Annotated in this window: 7 protein-coding genes; 1 reads left to right on the forward strand and 6 read right to left on the reverse strand. The window is 69.6% G+C overall.

Features of this window, described 5'->3' with window-relative positions:
* Positions 1-4: 4 nt before the first annotated feature.
* Positions 5-1567, reverse strand: a complete 1563-nt coding sequence (gene gshA / locus AACH06_RS00280) for a glutamate--cysteine ligase (protein WP_423221970.1) — start codon at positions 1565-1567, stop codon at positions 5-7.
* Positions 1568-1790: 223 nt separating this feature from the next.
* Here gshA and AACH06_RS00285 point away from each other — a divergent pair, with 223 nt between their 5' ends.
* Positions 1791-6494 (forward strand): hypothetical protein, encoded by a 4704-nt coding sequence (locus tag AACH06_RS00285; protein WP_341423585.1) that lies wholly within the window; start codon positions 1791-1793, stop codon positions 6492-6494.
* A 22-nt stretch (positions 6495-6516) separates the two neighbouring features.
* On the opposite strand, the gene AACH06_RS00290 is transcribed toward AACH06_RS00285, so the two are convergent.
* The 5 genes from AACH06_RS00290 to AACH06_RS00310 form a co-directional block, all read right to left on the reverse strand.
* The gene (locus AACH06_RS00290; protein ID WP_341423586.1) at positions 6517-9627 is read right to left on the reverse strand and encodes an ATP-binding protein; all 3111 of its coding nucleotides are present in this window, start codon (positions 9625-9627) and stop codon (positions 6517-6519) included.
* Positions 9628-9744: 117 nt separating this feature from the next.
* Positions 9745-11640 (reverse strand): B12-binding domain-containing radical SAM protein, encoded by a 1896-nt coding sequence (locus tag AACH06_RS00295; protein WP_341423587.1) that lies wholly within the window; start codon positions 11638-11640, stop codon positions 9745-9747.
* Between the two features lie 192 nt (positions 11641-11832).
* Positions 11833-12564, reverse strand: coding sequence for a BPSS1780 family membrane protein (locus tag AACH06_RS00300; protein WP_341423588.1), 732 nt, complete (start codon positions 12562-12564; stop codon positions 11833-11835).
* A gap of 158 nt (positions 12565-12722) precedes the next feature.
* A complete protein-coding gene (locus tag AACH06_RS00305) occupies positions 12723-13205 on the reverse strand; it encodes a hypothetical protein (protein WP_341423589.1) in 483 nt (160 codons plus the stop codon).
* Between the two features lie 163 nt (positions 13206-13368).
* Complete coding sequence (locus AACH06_RS00310) at positions 13369-13917, reverse strand: methylated-DNA--[protein]-cysteine S-methyltransferase (RefSeq protein WP_341423590.1); 549 nt, start codon at positions 13915-13917, stop codon at positions 13369-13371.
* Between the last annotated feature and the right edge of the window lie 48 nt (positions 13918-13965).

The following is a 13965-nucleotide window of genomic DNA, read 5'->3' on the forward strand; positions in this document are numbered from 1 at the left end:
GGGCTCAGCCCAGGCGAGCCGGCGACAGGTAGTCGGCCAGGAACTCTTCGAAGGTCTGCGTCTGCGACTCTTCGATCCTGCGCTGCTCGACCAGCGATTCGGCCGCGTCGGCCGCCCATCGGGCAGGGGCCTCGGCATCGGGCAACGGGCGGGCCATGATCTGCTCACGAGCCTGCTCGGAGCGGGCATCGATGAACGGGGCGAATTCGCCCGCGAACTCGCGCTGCATCACCTCGATCACCCGGGCCGAGGGCAGGGTGGCGGGAATGGTGAGCGCGCGCTGCGCGGCGGCCAGCGCGTCGGCGTGGGCCGTGCCGCCGTGCACCTCGTCGAGCATGCGGGCGATCGGGCCGCACTGGTCCACGATCTCGGCGGCCCAGTCGACCAACAACACCTCGCGGCCCTGGCGTTCCAGCTTCAGGCCCGGTTCGCGGCCGCGCGCGGCCGTCAGGTGCTGGTTGCGCCCGAGCGCAGCGATTTCTTCTGGCGAATCGGGTGGGCTGTCGAGCAGCAGGCAGTGCAGCAGGAACACGTCCAGGAAGTGCGCCGTCGTCGCGCCGATGCCGATGGATTCGAACGGGTCGAGATCCATGCAGCGCACCTCGACATACTCGACGCCGCGCTCGCGCAGCGCGTGCAACGGCCGTTCGCCGCTGCGGATGGTGCGCTTGGGCCGGATGGTGCCGTAGAACTCGTTCTCGATCTGCAGCAGGTGGGTCGACAGCTGCTTCCAGTGGCCGTCCTCGTCGCGCAGGCCGATCTGCTCGTAAGCCGGGTAGGGCGCGGTCAGCGCCGCCTGCAGCGAGCCACCGTAGCCAGCCAGGCCGTTGTAGCTGACAGCCAGGCGGCTTTGCGCGTCGCTCTGGTAGCCCAGGCGGCCCATGCGCAGCGACGTGGCGTGCGGCAGATGCAGCGTGCCCGGGCCCAATGGCTCCAGCCCGTGGGGCAGGCCGGCCACGAACGTCTTGCACACCGCAGGTGAGGCGCCAAACAACCACAGCAGCACGAACGACTGGCGGCGGAAATTGCGGATCAGGCCGAAGTAGTCGTCGCTCGTGGCGCCGGGGATCGACCAGTTGTAGTGGATGCCCGAAATGGTTTGCATCCGCCGGCCATAGCGGTGCGACAGGCCGGTGCGGTAGACGGTCTTGGCGCGGCCGACGTTCGAGTGGCCGTATTGGCCGATCGGGATCTGGTCTTCGTCGGGCAGGCAGCAGGGCATGCTGGACACCCACAGGCGCTCTTGCCCACCATCGGCCTGAAGCGCGTGGTAGACCGACTGATGGATCTCGCCCAACTCGGCCAGGCAGGCCGCCACCGTGGCGTGCGCACTGGTGATCAGCTCGACCTGCGATTCGCTGAAATCGGTGGTGACCCGGGGGTGCGTCAGGGCCGAGCCCAGCGTGAGCGGGTGGGGTGTCTGGGCCAGGGCGCCGCCGGGCAGGGCGCGCAGGCTTTCCTTCTCGATGCCGCGGCGGATGCCACGCAGGCGTTCGGCCGTCAGGCCCTGCAATCGGGTGGTGATCTGGCTCACGGCGTCAGGGGAGGAGTCTTCAAGGTGCGCCATTGGACGGCAGTTGTATGACCGGAGCGTGGAGTGGGGGTTTGAGCGGCTGTGCTACATCCATCGAGCGCATGAACCGACGGGCACTATAGGCGAGCCTGCCCGGGCTTGCTGTGTCCTTCCTCAAGGCAGGGGATGTTTGCGGGCCATTTCGGCCAGGCGCACCTTGTGAGCCACCGGTGCGCTGCACAGAATCCCAGGCTTACACGATGCCTGGGGGGATACAGTGCACAAGGACCTGATTGTCAAGACCCGCAGCCTGGCGGGCACGAGCGACTTGACGCTGCTGGCCCCGATCAAGTCCGGGCTGGTCGAGTCGATCGAATCGGTCAGCCACAAGACCCGCGTCAAGCGCCTGCTCGAAGCCTTGCACCTGGGCCGCTCGAACTCGCAGGAATACGCGCTGCTGCGTCCCTTCTCGGATGCGGTCGAGCGGGTCGGGCGCATCCACTCGGTGCGGGTCACCGTCTTCGAGCCGGAAGACAAGGTGCTGCTGGCCGTGAGCTTCGATGGCAGCTGGGAATCGTATGTCCGTGTGCTGTGGCAGAAGGTAGGCGCCTTGCTCGACGTGATCTTCTGCGACACCGAGGGCTATCCACTGGCCTGCGCGAGCAGTTACGAGACCTGGGCGGCCTGGGTGCGCCACGTGCAGCGCGAGACGCAGTTCTACTACGGCATGCCGGGCCTCACCGTCGACGACGTGCACAGCCTGCGCAAGGAAGAGTCGCTGCACCTGCGCTTTCCCGGGCAGGCGTCGACCGACCTGCAGGCCACGCGTCAGGTGGTGCGAAGCGCCGAGGAGCAGGCCTGGGACACGGCGCGCCACATCTCGCCCTCGGCCGTGGTCGAGACCGTGCGCCAGGGCCTGCAGTCGCTGTCGTACATCCACCGTTTGACGGCGCTGTATCCGCCCGCCACCCCGGATGGCCGGGTGCTCCAGCGCGCCGCGCGGCAACTGCTGCGTGAGTTGGTGGGGTTGGCCGAGAACACCCACGTGATCGACGGCTTCCTGCAGCTGGGACGGCGGCGCTTCGATGAGCAGATCGACTGGTTGCTGAGCAAGGATCCTCTGGAGCAGCGGCCCGTGCCCGATCTGATCGCCAACGCGCAGAACGCCCCGGCCGATCAGGTGCAGGCGGGCATCACCACGGCTTACGGGGCGGTCAGCCATGGCGCAGTCGTGCTCATCGGCCTGGCGGACGCAACCGCGGCGACCACCCTGTTGACGCACCTGCGTCGGGCGGTGACGCCGTCCGATGCGCCACCCGCGCCCGACGGTCTCGTGATCAACGCGGCGTTCACGCATGAAGGCTTGCGGGTCTGCGGCGTGAGTGAGCTCGAGCTGGCCTGCCTGCCGATGGAGTTCCGCCAAGGCATGGAGGCCCGCGCCGCCACGCTGGGTGACTTTCGTCACAACCACCCGCGACGCTGGGCCCGACCCGAGCGCTGCGGACCGAATGGCCGGCCCGACCCCGCCGCGCCGCGCGTACAGCTGGCCGAGGTGCATGCGCTGGTGCAGATGCGCGCCATGCTCACCGATGACCCGGATGTGCTCGACGACGACTGGCTGTATGCCGGCACTCACGCCCTGTCGAACGCGCTGAGCGACCTGCTCGGCCTCGGTGCCGGGGTGTGCGTGCTCTCGGTGCAACCGATGCGGCGCTTCACCGAGGCGGGGCAGACCTACGAACACTTCGGGTTTGCCGACGGTGGCGCGCAACCGTCGCTCGATCCTCGCGACACCAGCGATGTGTATGACAACCGGGTGCCCTTGGGTGAAGTGCTGCTCGGCTATCACAACCAGGCGGACTTCGCGCCGGCCCAGCCGCCGGATGGCAACCTGCCGCCCGATGAGCAGGCCGCGGGCGATGCCCGCGCGTTGGCCGCCGCGCGCGAGTCGGTTCGGGAGCTGTTGCTCAATGGCAGCTTCCTCGTGGTTCGCAAACTGCGCCAGGATGTGGCGGCACTCGAATCGGCCGTGGCCGATGCGGTGAAGCAGACCGGCATCCCCCGGGCTGACCTGCTGGCCAAGATGATGGGGCGACGGCCCGACGGCGCGGCGCTGGCCGCACCCCGGCGAGGCAACGATTTCGACTACGACGGCGATACGCTGGGCCGCCTGTGCCCGTTCCACGCCCACGTCCGCCGGGCCAACCCGCGCCCGCGCGACACCGCGGCGCTGCCCTTGCCGGCAGGCGGTCGGTTCCCGCGCATCGTGCGCCGGGGCATGAGTTACGGCCCGCGCTACGACCGGTCGGGCCACGACACGGCGCGCAACGAGCGGCCGCGTGGCATGGTCTTCATGGCCTACAACGCCAGCATCGGCGAGCAGTTCGAAACCGTGCAGCGCTGGCTGTCGGGCGGCAACAGCACCGGCGGCTATTCGGACCAAAGCGATCCGTTCCTTGGCGTGGCGCCGGTGGGGCAGCGCCGTCAGTTCCGCTTCGAGCACGAAGGGCGCGCCGTCAGCATGGCACTCGATGGCGCGGATCGGCCGCTGGACGACCCCCATCCGTTCGTGCAGGTGGAGTGGGGCGCCTACCTGCTGGCCCCGTCGATCGGGGCGTTGGACATGCTGCTCAAGCGCGCGCATCGGTCGGCGGCCGCCGCACGGCCGACCTGCCCCTGGTCGGGCCGCCGTGGCGAGAAGCTGTTGCAGACGCTGCCTGCGGGCGACCCCATGCCGTCGACGGCCCCTGAAGTGGGCGAGTGGAAGCGCGCCCTTGAAGATGCCGAGGCGATCGAGAAGTACCGTGCGGCAGACGTGTGGGCGGCCGTGCGTGAGCAGCATGGCGGCATCTTGCGCACCCCCTACGGCGTGTTGGTGGCTGAACGCAACCTCGCGCTGCAGGTCTTGTGCCACCCGGAGAACTACAGCGTGCAGGGCTACCTGCCGCGCATGCGCGCCTCGATCGGCGAGATCTTCCTGGGGCAAGACCCGGATGCGTCGGGCCGTGACCCGCGCGCGCAGGTGACCAATGCCGCGATCCATCAGGTGACGCGCGAAGAGGCCTATGCGCTGACCCTTGCGCGCGTGGCGGCTGTCGTCAAGGCGATGGCCGGCGCGGAGCGCGATCTGGCCCAGCAGGCGCGCCGCCGCGAATGGGAACTGAACCTCAATCTGCGCGAGTTGATCGACCAATCGCTCGCGGCCCTGTGCCAGGCCTGGTTCGGCCTGGAGGCGAACCCGACGCACGCCGGCGACCCGCTTCCCGGCGCCTTGCGGTGGGACCTCAAGCCTGGCATGCCGCCTCGCTACCCAGGTCACTTCACGCCGCCTTCTCGCTACATCTTTCAGCCCCACCCCGGCGAGTTCACTCAGGGCATGGGCGAGGTCGCGGGCCGCAGCCTGAAGGAGTCGATGCTGGGCCTCGTGCGGCGCCACCGTGCCGCCAGCACCCTGCCGCAAGCGCCGGATGGCCGGGCGGCGCCGCTGTCCGCCGCGATGTTCCACGCGTTCGAACGCTCCAGCGACGAAGAACTGGCCAGCGGCCTGGCGGGGGTGATGATGGGCATGTTGCCCACGCTGGACGGCAACCTGGTGCGGGTGCTCGACGAATGGCTGCGCGATGGCAGCTTCTGGCGACTGCGTCGCGAGCTGGTGCGGTTTGGGGATGAGCCCTCTTTGGCAGATGCCCAGGCGGTGCTGATGCGGCCGCTGGTCGAGGCGATGCAGCAGCGTCCGACGCCCGAGTTGATCTGGCGCACGGCGGTTCGTGACGGCGTGCTGGGCGGCGAGCCGGTCCACGCCGGCGAGGTGGTGGTGGTGTCACTGGTGTCGGTCACCCAGGCCTTGGCCGAGAGCGGGCAGAGCGACGAGAAGGCCGGTCATTTGCACATGGTTTTCGGCGGCGCGTACCCCGGGTCATCCACCCATGCTTGCCCGGGCTACGAAGCGGCCATGGGTGCGATGCTTGGAACGATCGCGGCCTTGCTCGCTACCGCTGAACCCATGCGGCCCAGCCCGGCGCGCCTGGCGGTGGATTTCGTCGGTGAAGCGAAGGCACCGGCGGTTCTGCCGGCCGCGCCACTGGCCAGTCGTTTGGCCCACGTGCAGACGGCCGAGCTGGCATTGACGGCCCGGGGCGAGGGCCGGGGGTGGCTGCTGGCTGAAGGCGATTCGTGGTTCGATGACTTGAACCAGTTCGGTGTCTCGCGCAAGAACAACCTGCTGCGCATCCTGGATGAAGATTTCGACTACCGCGTTGAACAGGTGGCGCAATCGGGCGATGGTCTGGCTGACATGGCCTCACCCACTCAGTTGGCCGCCTTCAGTGCCCGCCTGCGGCGCATGGCGGCGCTCGGCCGCCACCCTCGGGCCATCCTGTTGTCGTCCGGTGGGAACGACGTGGTCGGGGCGCAGTTGGCGGCGCTGCTGCAACCGGGCGCCAAGGTGCCGCGCGATGCGCTGAACATCGACCGGGTGCGAGCCAAGGTGGGCGGGCCTTGCGCGGCGCTCGGCGGGTTCGAGCCGGCCGAGGGCCAGATGTCGGCGGCCCTGCGCACCATCGTTCGGCACTACGTGGCCCAAAGTGCGCAGGTATGGGGGCGGGCGGTGCCCATCCTGCTGCATGGCTACGACCACCCCGTGCCCGATGGCCGCAACCTCTTCGGCGTGCCGCGCAGCCCGCTGTCGTGGCTGTACCCGGCTTTCTCTGCGCTGGGCTATGGCGACGCGGCGGATTCGGTCGATACCGCGGGCTTGAGCCTGCGCACCGGTGTGATGGCCTTGTTGATCGACGTGTTGAACGAGATGCAACAGTGGGTGGCACGCGACCCCTACCTGGCCGGCCAGGTGCAGTGGGTGGATCTGCGCGGCACCTTGTCCACCACCCCGGGGGCCTACCCGCTCGACTGGGCCAATGAGCTGCATCCGACCGAAGCCGGCTTCTCGGCGCTGGCCGCCCGGCTGGCGCGAGCGATTCGCTGATCGATGGACGCGCGCGGGCCCGTCAGCCCGCGCCCAGCGTCGACAACAACGCGCGGGCTTGGGCCAGGTACCACGGCATGTGCAGGCGCTCGAATGCCTCGGCCGCCCGTTCACCCTGGGCGCGGGCTTTCTGCCTCGACGCGGGGGCCAGCTCGCCGCCGGGCGCCTGATCGACCCACATGCGCGCTTCGCACAGGGCTGTCTTCGCATGCTCGTGCGGGGCCCGGCGCGCATCGGCGGCCTGGTCGGCCTGCCTCAGGTAGTGCCGCGCCCGGTCGGTTTGTTGCGCCTGGGCCGCGGCCCGCGCCAGCGCGCGGCAGCCGTCGGCTTCCCCCAGCCGGTCTCTTTGGCGTGCGCGCTGGAACAGCCTCGCGGCGTGTCGGCGTGCCTCATCGAGGCGGTCCAGGCCCACACAGGCGTCCACCATGTGGCCGTAGTTCAGCGAGGTGACCAGCCCGCCGCGGCGCGCCTCGATCCAGGCGATGGCATCGCGCATGGCCTGCAGGTCATCGTCGCGGTGCTCCAGCATCCAGCGGGCCCGGCCTCGCAGCGCTCGGCTCATGGCCAGCAGCTGCCGGCTCTTCACCTGCTCGGCCACCCGCACGGAGGCGTCGGCCATCTCGGCGGCTTCGAGCCAGCGCCCTTGCCATTGCCAGGTGCAGCTGATCCAGTTGCGCACCGAGCTCGCCACCTGGTGCAGGTTGCCGGCCAGCAGCGCCATCGCTTCGGCAAAGCACTCGTCGGCCAGATCGAAGCGGCCCTGGTCGCCCAGCAAGGCGCCTTTGCACGCCAGCGCGTAGGCCGAGCCCACGGCCACGCTGCTGCCGGGGCGCCGGTGTTGGCGCTTGCCATCGATGGCCGCATCCAGCAACGGCAGGGCCGCGGCATAGTCGCCCGCGGTGTGCAGCACCTGGCCCAGCGTCGCGCGCACCTGGGTGGCCAGCCGCGTGTCGCCACATTCATTCGACAACGCGAGCGACGCCTCACAGTGGCGCTGCGCGGGGCCCGCCAGGCCGCGGGCATACAGCAGGTAGCCGATCCAGTACTCGAGCCGGGCCATCGCGGGCGTGGAGCCGCTGTGGCGCGCCAGCGCCAGCCCCCGCTCGAACAGCCCCACCCCTTCACTGAGCGCGAGTGGATCGAACACGCAGGCCATGCCCAGCTTCTCGGCCACGCTGCACCAGTGCAGCTCGTCTTCACGCGTTTTCGGCCCACGGGCGTCCAGCGCTTGCAGCGCGGCCGTGTATTGGGCGCGGGCGCGGTCGAGGGCGGGGGCCGCGGCGGCCTTGTCGCCGGCCAGTTCCGCGTAGCGCGCGGCAGGCTCGTGCAGGCCGCCTGCGGCACAGTGGTAGGCCAGGCTCTCGAAGCTGTCCTCCGCGACGGCCGCCTGCGTGCCCACGCCGAGCGCTTGTGCCACCTGCCGGTGCAGGGCGATGCGCTCGTCCAGGCCCACGGCTTCGTAGACCACGTCGCGCGTCAGGCCATGCTTGAAGCGCAGCCATCCGGGCTGCTCGGCCGGGAAGATCAAGTCTTCATCGGCCAGCCGGATCAGGCTGGCTTCGCTGGCATCGGTGTGGCACAGCCGCTCCAGCAGCCACAGCGGAAACACGTTGCCGATCACCGCGGCGGTGCGAACCAGGCGGGCCAGGTCGTCGGGCAGCCGCGCGACGCGTGACGCGATCAGGGCGCTCAACCACGCCGCGCCACCCAGGGCCTGTTCAGGCACCTGTCGACCCTGGGCCGCGCCCGCATGGTGGCACAGCTCTTCGATGAACAAGGGGTTGCCGCCGGCATGGCGAAAGATCTCGCCGGCGAGGAATGGGTCCGCGCCGGGCAGCAGGTGCCCCATGGCCTGTTGGGCCTGGGCGAGGTCGAGTGGCATCAGCTCGATGCGGGCGGCACGGGCATCGGCCCAGGGCTCGGCGCCCGGTCGCATCGCCAGCACGATGAGCACGGGGTGCGGCAGTGCGAGCAGCGCGTCCAGTGCTTGCTGGCTGGCTTCGTCTGCCCACTGCCAGTCGTCCAGCACGAGCAGCATCGGCTGCAGCGCGGCGCAGGCGTCGAACACCGCCCCGATCAGGCCCACGGCGCTGCCGGCGGGAACGCGCCGGGTGTCGTCGGCCATCACCAACGGCCAGGCGGCGGCCAGCGCATCGCGGGCCGCTCGCCCCTCGTCGCCCAGCGCATCGAAGGCGCTCCAGGCGGCCGATGACCAGGGCAGTGCCCCGGGCGCCCCTGCCGGCAGGTTGAGCAGGCCGCGCAGCATCTGCAAAAAAGGCTGCAGCGGCTCGGCACCGAGGTAGCTTTCGCAGTAGCCGGTCAATACCCGCCAGCCCTGCAGCTCGGGCCGGCGCAGAAACTCTTCGACCAGCCTCGTCTTGCCCAGGCCCGGGCCGCCGACGATGGCGACGCTCGCCGGCGGCCCGCCGCGGGCGCGCTCGACCGCGCCGAGCAACGCCTGCAACTCGCGCTCTCGTCCGACGAACGGCGCCTGCCCGCGGCGCACGCGGGCTTCGTAACGACGCTGCAGCGCCGCCCGGCCGGTGATGCGGTAGGCCGGCAGCGCCACCTTGCGCCCACGCGGGGTGATCCATTCGCGCTCGCCCAGCGAGAAGAAGTGGGCCTGCGGCCCCAGCGTCTCTTCGCTGACGACGACCTCGCCGCGCCGGGCCGCGTCGGAAAGGCGAAATGCGATGTTCGGCACGCTGCCCAGCAGCTCGAAGCGGCCTCGTTCGACATCGCCCTCGGCGATGAACACCATGCCGGCGTGGACGCCACAGTGCAGCCCCAGGCTGCCAGCGCGAACGATGCTGCCCGGCACCTCGACGCGCCCGATCGCACGCTGCAGGTCCAGCGCCGCCTCAATGGCGCGTCGCCCGTCGTCCTCGTCGGGGTCGGGGTAGCCGAAGATCGCCAGCATGCCATCGCCCTGCAGCCGCGCGATGCGGCCGCCGTGGCGCGGCACGATCTCGCGGCACAGCATGCGCAGGGCGCCCAGCATCTGGGCGTAGTGCTCGGCTTCGAGCAAGTCGCCCAGCTGGGTCGAGTCGGACAGGTCGGCGAACAGCACCGTCAGGTGACGGCGCCGGCCGAGATCGGCGAAGGCGGGGTTCTCGTGGGCGGCGCCTGACATACCACTCCCTGAATCTGCGGCCGTTCCCTTGAGGGGCAGCCGGCACACGGCATCCACCGCCGCCGGCCAACGCAGTGTAGGCCGTTGTCGCGGCGGCGTGTGCCCGCCGGCCGTGATTCAGGGACGCGTCGAACCAGCGGTCAGGCTGCGCGCGATCTTGTGCCGCGGCACGGTGGGCTTGGGCACTTTGCCCCGCACTTCGGTGAACCAGGCGCGCACGTCCTCGTCCAGGCCGATGCCGTGCATGTAGTTGTAGATCGCCTTCTTCAACCCTTGGCCGAGCGCGTCGTGGTCGGCGCCCGTGGGGTCGATGAAGCCCACGTCGTTCTTGGCGAAAGGCGAGGGGGGCAGGGGCAGCAGCGTGATGCCGTAGTCGGCCGGGTTCTGCCCCACGGGCGAGTGCACGGTGCAGGCGAAGCGGTGGAAAAAGCCCGAGTGGATGCAGCCGTTTTCGAACAGCTGCCGCACGTATTCCAGCGCGTCGACCGTGTCTTGCACCGTCTGGGTCGGAAAGCCGTACATCAGGTAGGCATGCACCAGGATGCCGGCATCGGCGAAACCCTTGGTGACGCGAGCCACCTGCTCGACCGAAACGCCCTTCTTCATCAAGGCCAGCAGGCGGTCGGAGGCCACCTCCAGCCCGCCCGAGATGGCGATGCAGCCGCTGTCCGCCAATTGCTCGGCCAGGGCCGGGGTGAAGGTTTTTTCGAAGCGGATGTTGCCCCACCACGAGATCTCGACCTGGCGGCGCTGCAGCTCTTCGGCCAGCGCGCGCAAGGCTTTGGGCGGCGCCGCCTCGTCGACGAAGTGAAACCCGGTCTGGCCTGTTTCGGCGACGATGGCTTCGATGCGGTCGACCAGGGTGCTGGCCGAGGCCGCTTCGTAGCGCGAGATGTAGTCGAGCGTCACGTCGCAGAAGCTGCACTTCTTCCAGTAGCAGCCTTGCGCCACGGTGAGCTTGTTCCAGCGCCCATCGCTCCACAGCCGGTTCATCGGGTTGAGCATGTCCAGCAGCGACAGGTACCGGTCGAGCGGCAGGCCGTCCCAGGTGGGCGTGCCCGTCTCGTCGAACGGCACATCCGGCTCGGCCCACTGGGTGTAGACCACGCGGCGGCTGTCGGGCTCGCGGTGGAAGGTGCGCACCAGACGGCCCGCGGCGCGTCGGCCCTGCAGGTGCTCCAGCAGCGCCAGCAGAGGCCGTTCTCCGGCGTCGAGTGTGATGAAGTCGATGTGGTCGAACAGCCGCGGCTCGTTCAGTTCGCGCAGCTCGGTGTTCACGAAGCCGCCGCCCAGCACGGTGATGATCGACGGCTGATGGGCTTTGATGGTCTGGGCGATGCGCAGGGCCGCATACACCGCGCCGGGGAACGGCACCGACAAGAGCACCACCCGCGGCTGGTGGCGCGACAGGGCGTCGAGCGTCAGACGTTGCAGCGTGGCGTCGATCAGGTTGGGCGGCGCCGCGAGCGCCTCGGCGAGCGGGTCGTAGCTGGGCTGGCTGGTGGCCAACTGCTCGGCATAGCGCACGAACTCGAAACGCGGGTCGATGGCATCGCGAAGCACGTCGGCCAGGTCGTTCAGGTAGAGCGTGGCCAGGTGTCGGGCGCGATCCTGCAGGCCCAGGGCGCCAAACGCCCACATCAGCGGGTCGGCGTCGCCTGCATAGAGTTGGTGGTAGATGTCCAACGATCGGAACCGCTCGCCTTCCGGCAGGAAGGCGCGGGTGTTGATGCGGTGGGCGAGGGTGGCGTCGCGCCCCTGCAGAAAGCCGATCACGCGGCCGACGGTGGCGGCGTACTGGGCGTACGCGGCGGCAAAGTGGCGCGTCTGGGCTGTCTGGCGCGCAGCCGGCAGGGCTTGCACCGCCTCTTGCAACTGCGCGAGGCCTTCAGGCGACAGCAGTTCCAGAACCAGCGCCAGAGCCAGGTCTTCCTGCACGGCATCGACGCCGCGCGATCTCAGAAACCCGGTGAGGTAGGCGGTGGAGGGGTACGGCGTGTTCAGCTGCGTCATCGGTGGGATGACGGAGAGCACGCGCCAGGGGGCCGTGGGGGCAGTGGGGGCAGGGGATGGGGCACGCATTCGAGGTCGAAATTGTGCCCGCCATGCCAGGAGCCTGCGGAGGACCGTGGGGCCGGCCCTTCGGCGGGCAAGCTTCCCAGCCCGCCCGCGGCGCCGCGGAGCGCGACGCCGGCGACCGATCGATCAGTCGTTGAAAATGTCGCGGTAGGCCAGGTAGGTGGTCAGGATGGTCAGCGGGATCAGCACCAGCCAGCCCAAGCCCATGGGGATCGAAGCGACGATCGCCACCACGAAGAAGATGATGCCGTACAGCAGGAAGGGCACGATGTTGCGCAGGCAGGCGGCAAAGCTGGCCTGAAGCGCATTGACCGGCGGCACATCTCGGAAGACCACCAGCGCCGGCGCGAACCACATGGCCATCGACACCGGCACGTACAGCGCCGCGCCCACGAGCAGCGCCAGCATGCCAACGCCGAAGGCCGCCATCATCCCGCCCATGCTGTGCGCGGCGCCGCCGGCACCCATGCCCATGACCGCGCCGAAGCCCAGTACGCCCATCACCACCATGATGATGACGTTGGCGGCCAGGAAAAGGGCCCCCAGGATCAGCAGCGGGTTCAGGTGGCTCTTGAAGGCCAGCCCCAGGTCGTTGATGTCGAGCGTGCCACCTTGCTCGGTCTTGCGCGCGGCCAACAGGCAACTGCCCACCACCACGGGCGTCAACAGCGACACGGCCAGCGATCCCAGGAAGGGAATGAAGCTCAGCACCACGCCCGCGATGAGCAGGATCAGCGCGAACACGACCCACAGCCCGGCGTTCTTCGTGAACAGCGTCCAGCCCTCGCCCCACCAGTTCACGCCGCGGTTGGCATCCACCGTGATGGCTTGCACGCCGCCATCGTTCACATTGACCATGTCCTCTCTCCTTGAATGTCCCTGGCCGAATGGCCACGGCCCGCACGATAGCGGGTTTCTTGGCGGGCCGATGGGGGCACTCCCCAATTCGCCGGCGGCCCAGGCGCCTGGGCCGCACCTGGCTGTGGGATGCCCCGGTTGACCGGCGGTGAGCCGGCTCAGTTGCGGGTGTTGTATTCGAGCTCGGTCACCGGCACCAGCTCGCGGTCGGCCAGCACCTGCCCGGCCACGGGGGTGTAGCGCCCTTCGCCCGCCGCGGTGCGGTAGCGCAGGTAGCGGGTGGAAGCGTCTTTCGTGATCTGCAGGCTGTACTTGACCGCGTCGTAGCGGGTGGTGCCCAGCCAGCGCAGCTCGGGCCGGATGTTCAGTTCGCTGATGCCCAGGCTGACCTGGATGCGCAGCTCTTCGCCGGCATTCAGACGGCCGACCTTGTTGCCATTCAGGTAGACGTTGTGGTCGGTGAAGTCTTCGTCATCGCTGCCCAGGTGCACGTGGTAGAGCACCACCACGGTCGAGGTCGACGGCTCCAGCGTTTCCGCCGGCTTGGCGCGGAACTCGGAGATCTTGTTGGACAGGGTGCTGCAGCCAGAAGTCAGCAACGCCAGCGACACAGCGGCCAGGAGCAGGGGGCGGATCTTCATTGGGCTATTGTCACCCCGCGTCGGGCTCAGAGGAGGCATCGAAGCAGCTCGATACACAGCGCGATGCCGAATACGAAGGCGCTGACCGCCCCGGCGAAGCGGGCCGGGTTGCGGCGAGCCGCGGGATATGGTCAAGCCAGCAACCACGGGCGCGGCGGCAGGCTCAGAACAGGCCGGGCTGCCCTGCCGACGCCGCGCCCAGTGCAGCGCCTTCCAGCTGCAGCAGGCGCAGTTTCGTTTTCAAGCCGCCGGGCCCGGAAAAGCCGCCCGATTGCCCGCCGGCGGCCATGACACGGTGGCAGGGCACCAGGGGCGCGAAATGGTTGCGGCCCAGTGCGTGGCCGACGGCGCGGGCCACTGCCGGGCCGCCCAGCTCGGCCGCCAGATCGCCGTAGGTGCGCGTCTGGCCGGGCGGAATGCGCCGCGCCAGCGCGTAGACCCGGCGGTGGAACGCTGGCACATCGGCCTCGTCCAGCGGCACGTCTTCGAGCGTGTCCGGGGCGCCCTGCAGCGCGGCGGCGAGCCGGCGGATGACCTCGGCCATGGCGGGCGGCGGCGCACCTTCGCGCGAGGCGCGAAACCGCTGCGCCAGGCGCTGGCGAGTCAGCTCGGGCGTGGCCTCCGGCAACTGGCCGCCGCACACCTGCAAGGCATCGTTCCACGCCAGACCGCACAGCCCGGCGGGCGTGTCGAAGAAGGCGTAGCCGCTCATGGCTGGGGCACGTGCAAGGTTGAGTGCAAGGTGGGGAGCAGGGGTGGG

The organism is Ideonella lacteola (assembly GCF_038066555.1).
Lineage (GTDB): Bacteria > Pseudomonadota > Gammaproteobacteria > Burkholderiales > Burkholderiaceae_C > Ideonella > Ideonella lacteola.

Bases quoted from the DNA above. Each gene is read 5' to 3' on its own strand.
- gshA (WP_423221970.1), bottom strand. From the start codon at position 1,567: ATGGCGCACCTTGAAGACTCCTCCCCTGACGCCGTGAGCCAGATCACC.
- AACH06_RS00310 (WP_341423590.1), bottom strand. From the start codon at position 13,917: ATGAGCGGCTACGCCTTCTTCGACACGCCCGCCGGGCTGTGCGGTCTG.
- AACH06_RS00295 (WP_341423587.1), bottom strand. From the start codon at position 11,640: ATGACGCAGCTGAACACGCCGTACCCCTCCACCGCCTACCTCACCGGG.
- AACH06_RS00300 (WP_341423588.1), bottom strand. From the start codon at position 12,564: ATGGTCAATGTGAACGATGGCGGCGTGCAAGCCATCACGGTGGATGCC.
- AACH06_RS00290 (WP_341423586.1), bottom strand. From the start codon at position 9,627: ATGTCAGGCGCCGCCCACGAGAACCCCGCCTTCGCCGATCTCGGCCGG.
- AACH06_RS00305 (WP_341423589.1), bottom strand. From the start codon at position 13,205: ATGAAGATCCGCCCCCTGCTCCTGGCCGCTGTGTCGCTGGCGTTGCTG.